The following is a 17008-nucleotide window of genomic DNA, read 5'->3' on the forward strand; positions in this document are numbered from 1 at the left end:
TTTTCAGAAAATAAATCCGCCCCCTTTTTCATTGAAAAATTTCGATGACTGGGAAAATCTTCAATGAAGACCACTTTTGAAACTGCTTTAGACCCTCACGAAATATCTGATTTCTTTAAAGGAAATGGACAATATTTTGCTCGAGGCTCCGACTGGGGAGACCATCTTTTTATTAGCAACTGGCAGGAAATGTGCAGCGTTTTAAAAAATCAGAAAGCCGCACAAAATTTACTCACATCGATATTTGAAGATTACGCAAAATATTTGAAGGAAGATTATTCAGATGCCGAAGGATTATTCTCCAATATAAGCACCTACTACACACTTAAAAATAAAATAGCCTTTTTATCGAGCAATAGTTACGACTTAATCGAAAGTCTTGACGAGAGAAGCAAGAAAAATATAGGAAAACTATTTCGTCTGCTTAGGCAACAGTACGATTTAAAAAACAAAGATCTGCCAAAGTACACATTTGATGAGAAAATCAAACGATTAAAGCTAAAGGGATGCACCCTTAATCTTGAACAGCTTTGAAAAAACATGCAGATCAGGACTTCGGCACAACTGATGATAGCCATTTAAAGAATTCAAAGTTTAAAAACTCTGCTACTCCCATAAAAATATCGCATTAAAATTAGCGAACACCCGACACGATAGAAAAACGAATAAAGGGCACAGATTTTTTGTGTAGGCAGCCCAAAAAAGCAATCAAAATAAATCTGTTCCCTTCCGCTTTGAAAAATAATCCGAATTTATTGGCCAAATCGGTTCTAGGGTCGAAAAATGACAACCCAGAAATGTATCCCACGAAGTGTATGGTTTGGGCTCGACGGAACAGGCTACAACAACATTGCGCAAGAGCTAGAATCCGAAAACCCTTCACTAAGAAAATGGATTTCAGTATACGCCATTTACAAATACCCCTTTACCAATGTTCCATATAACCATTATGACTTCATCCATCAATCAAAAAATTTCCGATATGCAACAGTGATATTTACAATCTCAACCGAAACACTTGAAACAAGTGACGGCGTGGACGACCGAGACATCAACATCTTAAAAATAGAAACCATGAACTCTGAAGCGGAAATCAACGCCTTTCTTGAAAAGCTTAACGTCGATCCAGAACTTTTCACTACTCCATGGCGGTGTGAATATCCTCTCTAGTTGCTGAACTGCAATGAGGAGAGGGACGGATTGTTTTCGTTGAAGGAAATAAATCTGCCCCCTTTTCAGCCCCATTTTCACGCAAACAAATACATAAAAATCACTAAAAACAAAAAATTAATTAGGTCTAAGAATAGCTTTATAAACAAAACTCAACCCAAAACACCATAAAACAACTGATGGCAACCAAATCGATTCAAAAAAACTTGATCAATTTTTTATCGAGAGAGCAAAATGAACTTTTCAATTGACATTACAGAATCCTTTGGCGCTATCGACTTCGATAATGCAGGCGGACTTATCTCGTATATAAACATACCTCCAAACGAAAATATTCAAGACAAATTCCAACTAGAACTATTTAATTTTGTCCTTAACTTAATAGAAAAATCGGTAGTTTCTTCAATAAAAAACCAGAACCCAAGCTTTCTAGAAAAGATGGACGAGGACGGTTTCCTGGTCATTAAGCAAGCCATCATCACATTTGAAAAAATAAAAGGTCACGAAAAATTAATACGCTTATTAAACCAGGACAGTGGCTACTTGACGCACGAATCTTACGGCCCAAAATTAGAGAACAAAGATAAAATATACGATATCGGCGGAAGATCATTCTCAACCCCTGAATTATTAATCAACCTTGCCATCATCTCACCAAAAAAAGTAACCCTCGACTTCACTGCTTCAAACCACACTTATATACCCACATACGACGAACTTCAGAAATCAGTAGGGATATTAAACTCACAGGCAAATCGCGTTCAACCTGAAATTCAGGGTATATTCGATATTAGCTACAGCAATTTGCATACCATATGCGATTTTGATGCAGGCTATCGATTGCACTCAATATAAAATAGTGGCGAATCGGGAGAAAGAAAAATTGTTCAGAATTCCTTGCAGAGATTTTCAATCAAAGAAGCACTCTAGGAAATTGGCCAACATAAAAGAATTGCAGTGCACACAACAAAAACCTCAACCGCTCGATAGAGCTTTCAAAAACAATGAAACAAAATACTTTCCGAAATATGAACAATGAAACTAGACCCCTGCCTCGACATATTACCTTTACTATTACTTCCTATTGAGACAAAAGGGGACAGATTTATTATTTATGACAACCCAAAAGATATTGAAAACAAATCTGGCCCTTTTGCCTCTTTTACCTTCGATGACACTAGAACCTGAAAGGTCCCCGGCACCAAAGAACACTACCCCTTCAAGAAAAAAAAATGAAAACCTGGAATGAACTTGATGGCTACACCTTATTCAATAGAGTGTTCACCAAACCTATTAAAATTAGCACGATAAAGTTATTCCAAATAACAATCGACAACAACAGACCTAACATAACCTTCGAATTCGATATCCCAGAAATCCCCGACTCCGCACCTGAAAAATGGATAAAGATGGGATTCAACACTTGCCGCATTGGCTTGAGCTGCAACGGAGTCAAGGAATTACTCTTAAAAAACATACCTACTCGAGAGAGCCTCACTATCAAAATAGAGAAGATTGACGAGTATTTTTTTATCCGCGCAGAAAATGAAAACTCTCTATTAGAGTTCAAAACAAAATACCCATTACTTTGTGGCCCTTCTGTTTACATGAGCACCCATGAATAAACATCAAATCACACTCGCCAACAACTGGACCGCCACCTTCGAAAACAACGGTGAGTTCCGCATGGGAGCCGAAGGCTGGAGCTTGCTCCTGCAAGGACCTGACGGCAGAAATATCAATTACTTCGCGGACAAGATCATTTTGGTCAACGATGACGACGGCACCCAGGCTAATTCGTGCATTCGTCTATCCAGCGACGGTGTCTACGGTTATTTGAGCACAGCCGTTGACAGCTGCTGGGTGATCGATTTCTCGCGGTGCATGATCGCCCCGCACCGAGTGAGCATCCATCACTACCATGACGCCTATGACGAAAGCGTGGCAGCTTACGAACAACCCGCCTTCAAGCGTGTGAGGCAATACATCAGTGTGGTTGGAAGGCACATCTATCTGACCTTCCCGCTGACCAAAGATGAAGACTTCCCCAAGGTATGGGAAGAGTATCTGTCCATACGCAAACGCCAACTGGATGAGCTTTATTTCAGAAACTGACCAGTGGGCGCCAATATCATGTTGCTATTGGTGCGCCCTACCCGATCAACTCGTCCATCACCTCATACTTAACCACCACCCGATTCCGATACAACCTCACCCTCTCCACCAATTCCCCCACCTGCCCCTTCTCCCGCACTTCCCGCCAGATCTCATTCTCCCGATACACCCGCTCCCCCTCCCGCACAAACCGGTGACCTTTCTGAAACACGTGATACCGATACTCCCGCACCCGATCGCACAACAACTCCCCCTCCAGCTGCGTGTCCCCCACATTCAACTTCAACTGAAACGTCCGATCCGTCGGGTTGTGCAGTACCAGATCAACGTAGTTGTAGAAAATCGCCGCGCCGGAACCGAATGGCAGGACTCGTCCTTCGTCCGGGAAGGGATCGAAGCTGTGGTTGGAGCGTTCAACGACTATCAGTGGCGAGTGAATCGCCATCCAGTGGATCAGGTTGCTCAGTTGGCAGATTCCGCCGCCGATACCCCGTCGTGCTTCGCCGAAGGACAGTTCCATGCCTTCAACGTAGCCGCGTTTGCGGGTTGGGCGGCCGACGAGGCGGCAGAAGGAGAAGTGTTCGCCTGGGGCGATGATGAGGCCGTCGATGGCGGCGACGGCGAGTTTGAGGTTGATGACTTTGTTGTGTTGCAGGGCGAGGTCGGAGTCGCCGAGTTTGCGGATGAGTTTCGAGGTGTGTTTCAGGTAGCGGAATGGCAGACGGTCAGCGCCGGCAACCAGGCGTGCGTAGCGTTTGCTGGAGCAACGCCAGGCGATCTGGCGGAACAGTCTTTTTTGCCACACGCGCAGCCAGTACAGGGCCGGGTGGTAGAGGGAAAGTGGTTTCATCCGTGAGGCAACGGCAGGCGCCGTTTTGTCCTTGAAGCGTGTTAGGGGCGCGCAGTTTAGCCTGTGGGACGGCTTGCGTCGTGCGCGAGATGTCGTGGCTCGACACACTTCGAATTGCTTGCTGAACGGCGAATTAAGCTTCAACTAAGCTTGCGTCGCTAGCATCCCGGCCCGAGAGACACCTGTCGCCGATCAACCGCGGATGAGCTTACCGAATGAGCCAGTTTGATTTACCAGCCGTTACGCAGCCGAATTTCAGTCTTGTATTGGTAAATTACAAAACCCCGGACATCACCCGGATGTGCCTGGAGTTATTGCGTCAGCACGTTCAGGCGCAGCGCATTCCGGTTTGGGTGGTGGACAATGATTCGGCGGATGCCAGCCTGGATTACTTGCGTTCGCTGGACTGGATCAATCTGATCGAACGTCCCTCCCCCGGCAAAGAAGCGGGACATATTGCGCATGGCAAGGCGCTGGATCTGGCGCTGGAAAAAGTTGAAACCGACTATCTGTTTCTGCTGCACACCGACACCTTTGTCTACGACAAGGAAGTCTTCGCGATGATGCTGCGTGAGTGTACAAAGTCTGCGGACATCGCCGCAGTCGGGTGTGTCGAGCAAATCAATCGAGGGATTCTGAGAGACACCTGGCGACTAACTTCGCGGTTTTGCAAACACTATATTCGCCGGGCGAAAACTGCGTTGGGTTTGCGCAGTAAAGAGCCGAAACCTTATCGGGAAACTCACCTCAAGAGTTTCTGCACTTTGTGGAACGCCAAGTTGATGAAGTCCCATGGACTGCACTTTTGCATGGATGACCGAGTGCCCGGTTATACCCTGCAGGATCGAATGGTCGGTCTGGGCTATGGCATCAAGCTGCTGTCACCACGCAAGATTTTCCGCTATCTGGATCACATCCAGGCAGGAACCGTCGCCGCCGCCGGCACGTACGGCAAAAACCACCGCCGCACCAAGATGTATGAAGCCACCCTCAAACGATTTGAGGGGCAGGCATCGGCATAATCGCGAACACAAAAAAGGGCGACTGCAAAGTCGCCCTTTTTTTATCTGAAATTGTATACATCCGCTCCGAAGAGGTGTTCGCCCAGTGTAATGGCCTGGCAATCCATGCACCGGTAAAGAGCCCTGACACTGGGCGAACGGGAAGGATTTTAATAGAAGTTGGCAGATATGTCGTCATACACAAAGGTAAATTTTATGTACGAAAAAGTTAATAGATATTTATCGACGAAATCCTTTCGTGAAACTTTCAAAGCACGGCTCAGCTCATTTCAGATGATTGTTCTCATACAATAATCTGTACAAGAACAATCATCTTGTAGAGTTAATACTCAGCTTTCATGCTGACTGGTCACTTTTAATACATCGGTATAAGTGACAACTACGCTCTGCCCGACTTTCAAATCTTTCAGCTTGGCCTGAATTTCAGGCTTTTTGACGTCGAGGATTTTCGACTTACCTTGAGGGTTTTCCAGGGTCACCTGATTATTCTTCAAATCAATTTTGGTGATTTTCAGTTGCACCTGAATCTGGCGATAAGCCTCGCCGCCCGGGTTTTCGCTGCCCGGTGCCTTGCGCAGCTCGCCGCTACGCTCGACGGTGCCAGGCAGACCTTTATCCACATCGGTATCGAGGTAAGCCGCCACCGAGCGTTGTACTTCGACTTTTACCAGATCGCCGACCTGAAGATTGGCGAGGTTTTTCGCCTTGTCGCTGAGCTGAACGTGAACCTGACGACCTTCGGCGCCTTCGAGCACGACCTGATGGTTGGCCGCATCGACGGCCAGCACTTTGGTGGTGACCTGATCGGCCTCGACGGTAGCAGAAAGCGGAATATCGGCCGCCATGGCGCCGAAGCTGGTGGCGGACAGGACGGTTGCGAGGGTGATGGCCTTGGCCAGAGCGTGGAACTTCATAAGCGGTACTTTCCCTGTAATGAATGGCAGCAACCGGCGCCAACGTGTGATTGGCGCCGAATGTGCCACTGAGCATAGTCGCTGTTCAGGGCTTGGCTTTCGTTTCTGCCGCGGCGGTCTCCTGCGCGGTGGATTCGCCACTGGTGGTGCCCTTGCCGCTGTCCTCGCGCTGTTTGGGGTCGGTCGGGCGCAGGGCGTCGTTGTCGCGCTCGGTTTCTCCCGGTGGCCGGGGTTCGTCGGGGTGTTCGCTGGGGGATACGGGTTTCATGGGAGTGTTCCTCAGGCTTCAGGGTCATCCAGTTCATTGGTGACGTTCGCGGCAGGCGAATCCTTGTGCAGATCGTCGGCCTTGGCACGCAGGATCTGCCACTGCTCCAGATCGATCGCGCCCTGGCCGAGCAGATCGTCGGCGATGCGCTGCAGGTCGAAGTAGTGAGCGTCGGGCGATTGCTGCCAGTAGGTCTGATCGTCGAACAGGCGCTGCCAGGTGGTGAGGTCTGGGGGTTGCAGGTCGTCGCTCATGGGCGGGCTCCTCGCCGGGGTCTCGGAAATGGGCCGGGATTGATCGGTAGAGGGTGGTAGACGGGGCGGAGTTCCGGGCAATTGCTCGGTGGGTGACTGTACCGGCGCTTTCGCGAGCAAGCCCGCTCCCACGGGTTTTGCGTGTGAGCGTCAGTACCCGGTCATTTCCAGATAGCCGCGCCCGCCATGGCTGCCGCTGATCCGCACCGGCCCTTCCCAGTAAGGGATGCGCAGGTTCATCCAGGCGGCGGGATTGAGCGCGTCGAGGCTGATGTCGAGGTGTTTGTCGGGAATGCTGATCGACCAGCGCACCGGCATCTTGCGTCCTGCGACTTTGGCGGTGTCCTGAGGGGTGAGTTTGATCTGCTCGCCGTGCAGGGTTTCGGTCCGGCCGTCGGCGTTAATCCAGGTGCCGGTCAGATACGGCGCGCCGTCGGTTTGCCGGGTGCGGAACAGCATCAGCGACTCACCACTGTCCAGGTGCAGGGAAAACCAGTCCCACCCGGTCTGATTGGCCGCCAGCGGCTGACTGCTCCATTCACGATCCAGCCACGCCGGGCCGTTGACGGTGTAGGTCTGGCCGTCAATTTGCAGGGTGCCGCTGGCCTGAAAAAAAGGCTGACTGTAATAGTACGAAGCCTGGCCTTGTTCGGATTTGCGGCTGAAGCCCTTGTCACCCTGCAACACCAGCGGCCGACTGGAAGTGAGGTGCAGTTGATAGCTGAAAGCTTTGTCGCTGGCACTGAGTTGCAGATCGGTCAGCGGATCCTGCGCCTGACTGGCGAAGCGCCAATCATCGATCCACGCCTCGAACGGCGCGACGTTCACCCCGGCCTGCCCCACTCCGCCTCGGGCATAGCGCTCGGCGGCATGGTGCGCGGTGGCCGACGTCACCGCGGCATGCCCGAGCCAGATCGTCTGATTGCCCCAGCCCGGCTGCTCTGCCGCAGGCTTTAACGCACTGCGAAACAGAGTCCATTGCACACCGAAATCGTGACCCTGCCGGTCCTTGAGATTGGCGGTGACGTACCACCACTCGATACGAAAACCGTCATGCGCGCCGTGATCCGCCGGAAAGCTGAATACCCGCCCCGGCACCACAGCGGTGAACTGCGCAGCCTGATCGCCAAGCCCGGCGAAGCCCTTCTGCTCAGGCACAGGCTGATCGCAACCGGCCAACAGCAGCAGCGCGAACAGCAGCGCAACCCGGTTAATCCTCATGAGCAAACGTCCTCAGCAGATCCGCCGGTTGTGTGCGGTACAACGAATACAGCGGCCACGCCGAGGCCAACAGCGTCGCCAGCAACGCCAGCCCGAGCAACTGCAGCAGTTGCAGCGGAAAAATCCGCAACGGCAGACGCCAGCCGAATGCCTGCACATTGATCACCGCGTCCAGACACCACGCCAACGCGATCCCCAACGGCAACGCCAGCACCAGCGTCAACACCGCCAGCAGCCACGTCTGGCCAAGGTTGAGCAGCATCAACTGGCGGCGCGTCACGCCCAAGGCCCACAGCGGCGCCAGTTGCCCGAGGCGGCTCTGGCTCTGAGTCAGCAGGCTGATGAACAGCGCCACACCGGCCACCGCCAGGGTCAGGCTGTTGAGCGCGGCGGTGGCGGCGAAGGTGCGCTCGAAAACCTGCACCGACCAACCCTTGAGTCGCGCCTGATCGACGATGCGGCTGTCATCAAGCTGAAAGCGCGTTTGCAGTGCGCGCAAAAACGGCGGGATGTCCGGCGGCGCGATGCGCAAGTTGAAACGGTTCGGTGTCAATGATGGCCACAGCCGCAGCAGATGATTGCTGTTGACCAGCACGTGCCCCTTGGGATTGCCGTAGTCGGCGTAGATCCCGACGATCCGCGGTGACCACGCCCCGCCCGGTGTCGGCACGTTCAAATGATTCCCCACCCGCACCTTCAGCCGTCGTGCCAGTTGTTCGCTGAGCATCACTGAATCGTCGTTCGCCAGATGCGCCCACGGATCTCCGGCAATCGCCTCGAGCAACGGCCAGTGCTGCCGGTAATAAGGATGATCGATCACCCCGAAGACATCCGCCGGCCAGCCTTGCAGGGTGACCGCGACTTGCCAGTTGGGCAGCACCGCGCTGACGTTCGGCTGTTGCTTGAGCCAGGCGTACATCTCGCGCGATTGCGCCGGATTGACCGGGTTGAGGTACAGCTCGGCACTGAGGCGTTGTTCGAGCCAGTCGTCGAAGGTCTGGCGAAAACCGGCGGTCATGCTGCCGGCGCCGATGTTGGCCGACAGCGCCAGCAGCAACGCCATCAGCGCCAGACTGAGTGCCGGCAGTTGCTGGCGGCAATCGGCGAGAAACCACTGACCGAGCACCGAACGACTGCGCCCGAGCAAAGGAGTAAGCACTGCGCTGAGCACCACCGGCAACGCCAGCGCGGCGCCGAGCAGCAACCCGGCCATCAACACAAAACCACTGCTCAGGCTGTCGCCGAACAGCAGCGCCAGCAACGCGATCACGCCCAATAGCGCCGCCAGCCACCCCTGACGGCGCAACCAGCGCGCATGCTGCTGATGCCACGCCTGCGGATCCGCCACCGCCAACAGCGGCAAGCGTGCCGCCCGCAACAGACTGTTGGCGCCGGCCAGCAACGCGCCGAGCAGGCTCAAGCCTATACCGCTGAACCACCACCACGGGCTCAAGCGCAACTGCCCCGCCACTTCCGCGCCGTACAGACCGCGCAGGCTGGCGGCGACATCCGGCAGCAACACGCTCGCCAGCCAGTAACCGCTGATGACCCCGAACACCCCGCCAGCCAACGCCAGCACACCGAGCTCGACGACCAGACAGCCGATCAACATCCGCGCACTGACCCCGCAGGCGCGCAACGTGCGCAGCAGACCACGACGCTGTTCCAGCGCCAGACCGATGGCCGCGTGCACGATGAACAGTCCGACCAGAAACGAGAGAAAGCCCAAGGCATCGAGGTTGAGGTGAAAGCTCTCGGTCAGGCGCGCCAGATTGTTTTCCTCGGCGCTGCTTTTGAGCTGCAGCCGGCCATTGAACGCGGCCGGCAGCTCGGCATGAAAATCCTTCGGCAGTAACAAGCGTGACAGTTGCCCGGGCTGTTCGAGCAGGGTTTGCGCAACACCGATGTCCACCAGCAACACGCCCGGTGCCATGTCCTTTTGCGCGTGCAGCGGCGGCAGCGTCTGGCCGCTGGCGGTTTGCGGCGTGGCGCCTTCGGTCAGGCCCAAGGAGTGCAGGGTTTCCGGGGAAATCCAGGTGCTGCCCGGCGGTGAGAAGAACGCGACGATGCGCTCGATCGGCATCGCCTGCCCGGCCACCGCAGCGTCCATCGGCAGCGACACCGGTTCGATGCCCATCAGTTGCAGGCGCTGGTCTTGGTGATCCTTGAGCAGCAGCCGTCCCTGCAGCAGCGGCGACACCGGCCAGCCTGCGCGGCGCAGATCGATGAACCACTGCTGGGTGAAGGTCGCACCGCTCGGTGTGGCCAGACTGGCCTGGGGTTCGCCACCAATCATCTGACTGGCCCGGGCGTAACTGTCGCGGGCCTGACTGTTCAGTGCCTCGACCCCGGTCAGCAAACTGGTGGCCAGCCACAGCCCGGTCAGCACACTGAAGAACTGCACCGGATGCCGCCGCCAGTGGCTGAGCAGCGCACGCAGGGTTTGCCAGAACACGTTCACGTCAGACGGCCATTGGACAACACCACCCGTTGCGCCAGCCGCGCTGCAACCCGCGGGCTGTGCGTGACCATCAACAGCGTGGTCGGCGTGTCATCCAGCAACTCGAGCAACAGGCGCAGCACTTCGTCGCTGGTGGCTTCGTCGAGGCTGCCGGTGGGTTCGTCGGCCAGCAGCAGTTTCGGCCGCGACGCCAAGGCCCGGGCCAGCGCCACCCGCTGCTGCTGACCGCCGGAAAGTTGTTCGGGATAACGCTTGAGCAAATCGCCCAGCCCCAGACGCTGCACCAGATGCGCCTGCCAGCGCGGCTCATGGCGCCCGGCCAGGCGCGCCTGGAACGCCAGATTGTCCTCGACCCGCAGGCTGCCGATCAGGTTGAACTGCTGGAACACCAGACCGATTTCCGTGCGGCGCCAGTCGGCCAGTTGCGCTTCGTTCATCTGCTCCAGCCGATGCTCGCCGCTGTGGATGCTGCCGCGATCAACCTTGTCGAGGCCGGCAATCAGGTGCAGTAAGGTGCTTTTGCCGCTGCCGGATTCGCCCATCAGCGCCAGACTGCTGCCGGCTTCGAGCGTCAAGTCGACGCCTTGCAGCACCGGGAGCGGGCCTTGGGGGGTGAGGTAACTTTTGAACACGCCTTGAACCTGAAGCATGCCGCCATCCGTTGGGTCAGTGTGGGGCAAGGATAGCGGATTGCGGCCTGAGCAGATCAGCGTTGAAACCAATGGCCCCATCGCTGGCAAGCCAGCTCCCACAGGAATTGAGGTTGTCCACAAATATCAGCTTCACCATCAAACACTGTGGGAGCTGGCTTGCCAGCGATGGGGCCATTGAACCCCGCGCAAATCTCACTGCCCGGTCGCCACACTGGTCGCCGCCGCACCCGGTGTGACGATGGTCTTCAAATCAATGTGCTTCCACTCAGGCTTGGCCCCCAGCCGCGCATTGAAGCGGTAGTTGAAGGTGAAGTCGTCCGCCGTCGGCAGCGTCAACGGTTTGCCGTACAGCGCCTCGACTCCAGCCAGGTCATAACCCATCAACTGCAGCAGCGTCGGAAAAATGTTGTAGTGACTGGAGCGATCCTTGTTCGCCGGCAACGCTTGCGCCCAGTCCGGCCCGTGCAGTTGATCGCCCTGAATCACCACCAGTGGCACCAGCCCTTCTTCCTCCACCGGATCGCCGCCGCAGTGGGTATTGAGCCCGGGGTTGCCGCGTTCATGCAGGTCCTGACCGTGATCGGAGGTGTAGATGAGCAGCGCATTGTGCAAATTGGCCTGGGCAAATACCCGGGCGAAGAACTCGCCGACATTCCACAGCACGGTGTTCTTGTAGGCGTTGCGGTACAGCACCCAGTCATCCGGCTGGCCGTTGAAACCGTCGCGTTTGCCGGTGTCGGCGACTTCGGTGAATTGCCCGCGCGGCAAGGTCGGACGGTAGGCCATGAAGGCGTCGGGGTATTTGTCGTGCACCGGGAAATGCGCGCCGACCTTGTTGATCACCACCAGCTCCGGCTGATCATCGTTGAGCAATTCGATCAGCTTGGCGGCGGCAGCCATGTCGCGGTCACGCACGCTGGTCTGGTCAAACTGGACGAATTCATCGATGTCTTTTTTCTCGGTGTCGGTCATCAGGTTCTGCAGATTGCCGGCAGTGCGCTGAGCGTCGATGTACACCGTGCGCAACCCGGCCTTTTTCGCGTACTGCCAGATCGACGGCAGCGTGCTGTTGATGCGCATGTAGTCGGCGCGGGTGCCGCCGTAGCGCAACGTGACGTTGGTGTCGGCGCTGCAATTGGCGATGGATGCGGCGTAGCCGTAGTTGAAAATGTCGACGCCCGGATGCGCCTGATTCAGGTTGCTGTGCACTCCGAACGGCGCGTTGATGTCCAGGTAATTGCCGGAAATGCTTTCGTCGATGATCAGCACGATGTCGTGATTGATCGCCACTGCGTTGCGCGCCAGCGTCACCGGCTCGCGCGGGCCGACCGTGTTGTGCAGCGCTTCATAAGCGAACAGGTTCAGATAGGCCAGCGGCGTGTACATGATCGGCAAACCGCGCGCGCCCTCGCCCGCCCGCAGGAACAACACCGCGCTCAACAGCAGCACACCACACACCGGCGCCGCCACACGCAACGTGTTGGGCACCACCAGTGCATGGCGCGGTTTCAGACCGATGCCGAACAGCAACAGCAGACCACTGAGCGCGCCATGAATGATCGCGTCGCGATACTGGTAGGCGGCCTCCTGAATGAAGCCGCCGGAGTACACCAGCGAGACAAAACTGCTGTAGCTCAGGTAATCCGCGGTGACCCGGGTATAGACATCGAAAAACACCGCCGAGACAAACAGTGTTATTGCGAATAAGTGGCGAATGAGAGCCTGACGAATATAAGCCGTTAGATATAACGCTAAAGTAAGCGCCAAAAACATCGCGCCAAAAAGAAGTACAGCAAAACCGACGCCGATAGCATTTAACCGATCAACGTAATATTCGGAATAAAGCAGCAAATAAACAATTAAAAGTACTTCTTTGGCATATCTGAACATGGCGATACCGCTCGTGCAAAACGGCAGGGAGTCAAAGGTTTGTCGGTCAGAACCTGACACTAGCACCCAGCCATCAAAGCGCAAGAATTGACTGTTTTCTTTAGAAAGCGTCAAAAAACCGGTGACTCAAATCTGACACACACCAAACGCTAGAAGCCTTTAAATTAAAGACTTACAACCGTTTATCGCTTATTTTGAATCTGAACAAATCTGCAAAAAAGCAACAAATCCAATCGCAGCAATGACTTGATGGCCAATCGCCAAAAAGCGCTCAAGTGTTATACAGGTGCAACATGTCATTTTGCTGACACGCTTTCTAAACCCTGCGCTATACCCCTTTTACAGTCTTCTTCCGAACTTCTTCTTTTCGCTCTATCGAGGGTGCGCAGATGGACGTGAGCGTATTTGGCACCGGCTATGTCGGATTAATTCAAGCCGCCGCACTTGCAGATGTAGGGCATCGGGTTTTATGTGTCGATATTGACCCCAACAAGATCAAGCAACTGCAACAAGCTGTGCCACCTATTAGTGAGCCTGGTCTTTCCAGCACCCTCGAAGAAAACATCAAGGCCGGCCGCTTGCTCTTTAGCACTCAGGCCAGCGACGCGGTGGAGCATGCCGAGCTGATTTTCATCGCCGTGGGCACGCCGGCCGATGAAGACGGTTCCGCCGACCTGACCCATGTGCTGAACGTGGCTCGGGAGATCGCCTCGCACATGGAGGCCGATCGCACCCTGATCATCAAGTCCACGGTGCCGGTCGGCACGGCCGACCAGGTCGCCGCCAAGGCCAGCGAAGAGTTGCTCCGTCGCGGCAAAAGTTCCCTCAAGGTCCGCGTGGTGTCCAATCCCGAATTCCTCAAGGAAGGCAGCGCCCTCGCCGATTGCATGCGCCCGGACCGGATCATCGTCGGCACCCGCGATGACGAAGCCCGCGAACAGATGAGCGAGCTGTACGCGCCGTTCTGCCGTAACCACGAAAAACTGATGTTCATGGACAACCGCAGCGCCGAACTGACCAAGTACGCGGCCAACGCCATGCTCGCCACGCGCATCAGCTTCATGAACGAACTGGCCAACCTCACCGAACTGCTCGGCGCCGACATCGAAGCGGTGCGCAAAGGCATCGGCTCCGACCCGCGCATCGGCTACCACTTCATTTACCCCGGTTGCGGCTTCGGCGGTTCATGCTTCCCCAAGGATCTGCGCGCCCTGCTGCACACCGCCGAACACAACGGCATGCCGCTGAAATTGCTGCGCAGCGTCACCGACGTCAACGACAGCCAGCGGCACATCCTCTTCGGCAAACTCAAGGCGCAGTTTCCGCAGGGTCTGGCCGGCAAGTCGATTGCGATTTGGGGCCTGGCGTTCAAACCCAATACCGATGACATGCGCGAAGCCCCCAGCCGCTACCTGATGGACGCGCTGTGGGCCGAAGGCGCCAGCGTGCAGGCCTACGATCCGGAAGCCATGTCCGAATGCCGGCGCCTGTACGGCTATCGCAACGACCTGCACCTGTGCGCCACCCGCGACGACACCCTGGAAGATGCCGATGCGCTGGTGATCTGCACCGAGTGGAAGAATTTTCGCGTAGTGGATTTCGAGCTGCTGGCGAGCAAGCTGCGCTCGAAAGTGATTGTCGACGGTCGCAACCTCTACAACCCGGAACACGTGGCCGCCGCCGGTCTGCATTACAGCGGCATCGGCCTGCGCCACATCGCTCCGGAAGGACTGCGCCCATGAAAATCCTGGTCACCGGCGCAGCCGGCTTCATTGGCGCCCATTGCGTGTTGCGGCTGATGCGCGACGGGCATGCGGTGGTCGGCCTGGATAACTTCAACGGCTATTACGACCCGCAACTGAAACACGATCGGGTGCAATGGGTGCGCGATCAGGTCGGGCATTTCCCGCTGGCGCGGATCGATCTGGCCGATGCCGCCGCGATTGAAGCGCTGTTTGTCCGCGAGCAACCGCAAGTGGTGATCCACCTCGCGGCGCAGGCCGGGGTGCGCTACTCGCTGGAAAATCCGAAGGCCTACCTCGACAGTAACCTCTGCGGTTTCCTGAATATTCTCGAAGGCTGCCGGCACCATCCGGTGGAGCACTTGATCTACGCCTCGTCGAGCTCGGTGTATGGCGCCAACCAGCACACGCCGTACTCGGTGCATGACGGGGTGAATCATCCGCTGTCGCTGTACGCCGCGACCAAAAAAGCCAACGAGCTGATGGCCCACAGTTACAGCCATCTGTTCGGCATTCCCAGCACCGGTCTGCGCTTTTTCACCGTGTACGGGCCATGGGGTCGGCCCGACATGTCGCCCATTCAGTTTGCCCGGGCGATCACCGAAGGCACGCCGCTAAAACTGTTCAACTACGGCGAGCACCAGCGCGACTTCACTTACATCGACGACATCGTCGAAAGCATCGCGCGCCTCACCGACCATCCGCCGCACAGCCACCCGGAGTGGGATCGTGAACATCCCGACGCGGGCAGCAGCATGGCGCCGTGGTGCCTGTTCAACATCGGCGGCCACCACCCGGTGGAGCTGAAAACCTATCTGGCGCTGATGGAAAAACACCTCGGCCAGAAAGCCATTGTCGAGCTCTTGCCCCTGCAACCGGGCGATGTGCTCAACACCTGTGCCGAGACCGATGATCTGGCCCAGGCCACCGGGTTCCAGCCCCGGATCGAGCTGGATGAAGGACTGGGGCGTTTCATCGCCTGGTTTCGCGACTACTACCCCACTGCCTATCGCCCACGCGCCGCTCGCGGCTGAACATCAGCGGAGGACCCCATGACTGGACATGAACAAGGTGTACCGATCAATCAGATGCGCCGCGACAAGCGCATGGATCCCGAGCACCGAATGCGCCTCGATAGCGCCATCCACCGGCAGGGCCGTGGCTGGCTGACCGGCCGCGACGGCGGCCGGCCATGGACGCTGTCACGCACCAACCGGGTATTGGCCTGCTTCGGTGCGCTGCTGATTCTGGTGGTGTTTTCGCCGCTGCTGCTGGGCCTGGCGCTGGCCATCAAATTCACCAGCCCGGGCCCGGTGATGTTCGTGCAGAAACGCACCGGTTATCGCGGCCGCACCTTCGGCATGTACAAGTTCCGCACCATGGTCTGCAACGCCGAAGAACTGAAGGAATCGCTGCGCCACCTCAACAAGCACGGGGTCGACGCCATCGATTTCAAGATCGACAAGGATCCACGCATCACCGGCATTGGCGGTTTCCTGCGGCGTACCAGCCTCGATGAACTGCCCAACCTGTTCAACGTGGTCAGCGGTGACATGCGCCTGGTCGGCCCGCGGCCGACCTCGTTCAACGCCTACCGCTACAAGGACAACCACCTTGCGCGCCTGAGCATCTACCCCGGCATGACCGGCCTGTGGCAGATCTCCGGGCGCAGCAACATCGACTTCGACCAGCGCGTTGAGTTGGACCTCAGCTATATCGCCGAGCAGAGCCTCCTGCTTGATCTGAAGATCTTGTTGAAAACCCCCTTCAAAGTATTCAGCGGCCACGGAGCAAGCTAATGGACGGTTCAACCAACAAAAGCCTGAGCATTGCCAACCCCAGCGAATCGAACCTGATTTCGACCGTGCTGGATCTGGATCTGCGGATCCTGTTCCTGACCGCCGCCAACCCCGGCGCAGGCACCACCACCAGTGCCCTCGCATTGGCCAGCCAACTGGCGCAGATGAGCAGCGGCCAGGTGTTGCTGGTCGATGCCAGCCAGTCGGCAGGCAACCTCACGCAGCAATTGAACCTGGGCAAGGAGCGCGGCCTGCGCGACCTGCTGTTCAACCCGGACAACCCGCCACTGTTGCAGGACTGCGTGGTGCAGGTTTCCAGCCTGCCTTTCCATGTGCTGCCCAACGGCCGGCCGATCCGCACTCTGGAACACCTGACCGCCGAGCGCCTGAGCCCGCTGCTCGACCGACTTGGCACCCAGTACCGCTTCGTGGTGATCGACGGTGACGCGGTGTATTCCGCCGCCGACACGCTGGTGCTCGCCACTCAGGTCGATGGCGTGGTGTTCGTGGTGCGCGCCGAAGACACCCGCTGGGAAGTCGCCCAGGCCGCCGTGCAACGCCTGACCCAGGCCGGCGCGAAAGTAGTCGGCAGCGTGTTCAACCGGCGCAAGTACTACATGCCCAAGTGGCTCTACAAAAACCTGTAAGC

19 protein-coding genes are annotated in these 17008 nt (G+C 56.3%); 11 read left to right on the forward strand and 8 right to left on the reverse strand.

Annotated elements, in window-relative coordinates:
* Nucleotides 1-63 precede the first annotated feature (63 nt).
* The 5 genes from HDC30_RS03470 to HDC30_RS03490 all read left to right on the forward strand — a co-directional run bounded on the left by HDC30_RS03470 (nt 64) and on the right by HDC30_RS03490 (nt 3285).
* Nucleotides 64-534 carry a hypothetical protein gene (locus tag HDC30_RS03470; protein ID WP_183780805.1) on the forward strand — a complete coding sequence of 157 codons (471 nt, stop codon included), beginning with the start codon at nt 64-66 and terminating at the stop codon, nt 532-534.
* A 249-nt stretch (nt 535-783) separates the two neighbouring features.
* Entirely contained in the window at nt 784-1170 is a 387-nt protein-coding gene (locus tag HDC30_RS03475) for a hypothetical protein (RefSeq protein ID WP_097088781.1), read from the forward strand.
* Nucleotides 1171-1404: 234 nt separating this feature from the next.
* On the forward strand, nt 1405-2025 hold the full coding sequence (locus tag HDC30_RS03480) for a hypothetical protein (RefSeq protein ID WP_003226256.1): 621 nt from the start codon (nt 1405-1407) through the stop codon (nt 2023-2025).
* 377 nt (nt 2026-2402) lie between these two features.
* The gene (locus HDC30_RS03485; protein ID WP_097088779.1) at nt 2403-2795 is read left to right on the forward strand and encodes an Imm50 family immunity protein; all 393 of its coding nucleotides are present in this window, start codon (nt 2403-2405) and stop codon (nt 2793-2795) included.
* Complete coding sequence (locus HDC30_RS03490; protein WP_097088777.1) at nt 2788-3285, forward strand: hypothetical protein; 498 nt, start codon at nt 2788-2790, stop codon at nt 3283-3285. Before HDC30_RS03485 ends, HDC30_RS03490 begins: the two co-directional genes overlap by 8 nt.
* A 37-nt stretch (nt 3286-3322) precedes the next feature.
* Here HDC30_RS03490 and HDC30_RS03495 read toward each other — a convergent pair whose 3' ends face one another.
* A complete protein-coding gene (locus HDC30_RS03495; RefSeq protein WP_115989428.1) occupies nt 3323-4135 on the reverse strand; it encodes a VanW family protein in 813 nt (270 codons plus the stop codon).
* 215 nt (nt 4136-4350) lie between these two features.
* Between HDC30_RS03495 and HDC30_RS03500 the strand changes: the two genes are divergently transcribed.
* Nucleotides 4351-5157 (forward strand): glycosyltransferase family 2 protein, encoded by an 807-nt coding sequence (locus HDC30_RS03500; RefSeq protein WP_135296161.1) that lies wholly within the window; start codon nt 4351-4353, stop codon nt 5155-5157.
* 329 nt (nt 5158-5486) lie between these two features.
* On the opposite strand, the gene HDC30_RS03505 is transcribed toward HDC30_RS03500, so the two are convergent.
* The 7 genes from HDC30_RS03505 to HDC30_RS03535 all read right to left on the reverse strand — a co-directional run bounded on the left by HDC30_RS03505 (nt 5487) and on the right by HDC30_RS03535 (nt 12818).
* The gene (locus HDC30_RS03505) at nt 5487-6071 is read right to left on the reverse strand and encodes a hypothetical protein (RefSeq protein WP_115989426.1); all 585 of its coding nucleotides are present in this window, start codon (nt 6069-6071) and stop codon (nt 5487-5489) included.
* A gap of 85 nt (nt 6072-6156) precedes the next feature.
* Nucleotides 6157-6339, reverse strand: a complete 183-nt coding sequence (locus tag HDC30_RS03510) for a hypothetical protein (protein WP_027611616.1) — start codon at nt 6337-6339, stop codon at nt 6157-6159.
* A gap of 11 nt (nt 6340-6350) precedes the next feature.
* A complete protein-coding gene (locus tag HDC30_RS03515) occupies nt 6351-6593 on the reverse strand; it encodes a hypothetical protein (RefSeq protein ID WP_115989425.1) in 243 nt (80 codons plus the stop codon).
* Nucleotides 6594-6743: 150 nt separating this feature from the next.
* Nucleotides 6744-7814 (reverse strand): lipocalin-like domain-containing protein, encoded by a 1071-nt coding sequence (locus tag HDC30_RS03520; RefSeq protein WP_183780808.1) that lies wholly within the window; start codon nt 7812-7814, stop codon nt 6744-6746.
* On the reverse strand, nt 7804-10275 hold the full coding sequence (locus HDC30_RS03525; protein ID WP_183780811.1) for an FtsX-like permease family protein: 2472 nt from the start codon (nt 10273-10275) through the stop codon (nt 7804-7806). Before HDC30_RS03525 ends, HDC30_RS03520 begins: the two co-directional genes overlap by 11 nt.
* Nucleotides 10272-10925 carry an ABC transporter ATP-binding protein gene (locus HDC30_RS03530; RefSeq protein ID WP_027611612.1) on the reverse strand — a complete coding sequence of 218 codons (654 nt, stop codon included), beginning with the start codon at nt 10923-10925 and terminating at the stop codon, nt 10272-10274. The genes HDC30_RS03525 and HDC30_RS03530 overlap by 4 nt, the downstream gene beginning before the upstream one ends.
* Before the next feature lie 195 nt (nt 10926-11120).
* The gene (locus tag HDC30_RS03535) at nt 11121-12818 is read right to left on the reverse strand and encodes a sulfatase-like hydrolase/transferase (protein ID WP_115989422.1); all 1698 of its coding nucleotides are present in this window, start codon (nt 12816-12818) and stop codon (nt 11121-11123) included.
* A 389-nt stretch (nt 12819-13207) separates the two neighbouring features.
* Between HDC30_RS03535 and HDC30_RS03540 the strand changes: the two genes are divergently transcribed.
* Genes HDC30_RS03540 through HDC30_RS03555 form a run of 5 tightly spaced genes read left to right on the forward strand, consistent with a single transcriptional unit; the run spans nt 13208 to nt 17006 of the window.
* Nucleotides 13208-14560 carry a UDP-glucose/GDP-mannose dehydrogenase family protein gene (locus HDC30_RS03540; protein WP_115989421.1) on the forward strand — a complete coding sequence of 451 codons (1353 nt, stop codon included), beginning with the start codon at nt 13208-13210 and terminating at the stop codon, nt 14558-14560.
* Nucleotides 14557-15594 carry an NAD-dependent epimerase gene (locus HDC30_RS03545; protein WP_097088761.1) on the forward strand — a complete coding sequence of 346 codons (1038 nt, stop codon included), beginning with the start codon at nt 14557-14559 and terminating at the stop codon, nt 15592-15594. Before HDC30_RS03540 ends, HDC30_RS03545 begins: the two co-directional genes overlap by 4 nt.
* A gap of 28 nt (nt 15595-15622) precedes the next feature.
* Nucleotides 15623-15730, forward strand: coding sequence for an ESPR-type extended signal peptide-containing protein (locus tag HDC30_RS29420; RefSeq protein ID WP_227698836.1), 108 nt, complete (start codon nt 15623-15625; stop codon nt 15728-15730).
* Nucleotides 15685-16359 (forward strand): sugar transferase, encoded by a 675-nt coding sequence (locus HDC30_RS03550; protein WP_227698837.1) that lies wholly within the window; start codon nt 15685-15687, stop codon nt 16357-16359. The genes HDC30_RS29420 and HDC30_RS03550 overlap by 46 nt, the downstream gene beginning before the upstream one ends.
* Entirely contained in the window at nt 16359-17006 is a 648-nt protein-coding gene (locus HDC30_RS03555; protein WP_007961335.1) for a CpsD/CapB family tyrosine-protein kinase, read from the forward strand. The genes HDC30_RS03550 and HDC30_RS03555 overlap by 1 nt, the downstream gene beginning before the upstream one ends.
* The last annotated feature ends 2 nt before the right edge of the window (nt 17007-17008 follow it).

The sequence above is a fragment of the Pseudomonas sp. JAI115 genome, assembly GCF_014200835.1.
Classification (GTDB): Bacteria; Pseudomonadota; Gammaproteobacteria; order Pseudomonadales; family Pseudomonadaceae; genus Aquipseudomonas; species Aquipseudomonas putida_A.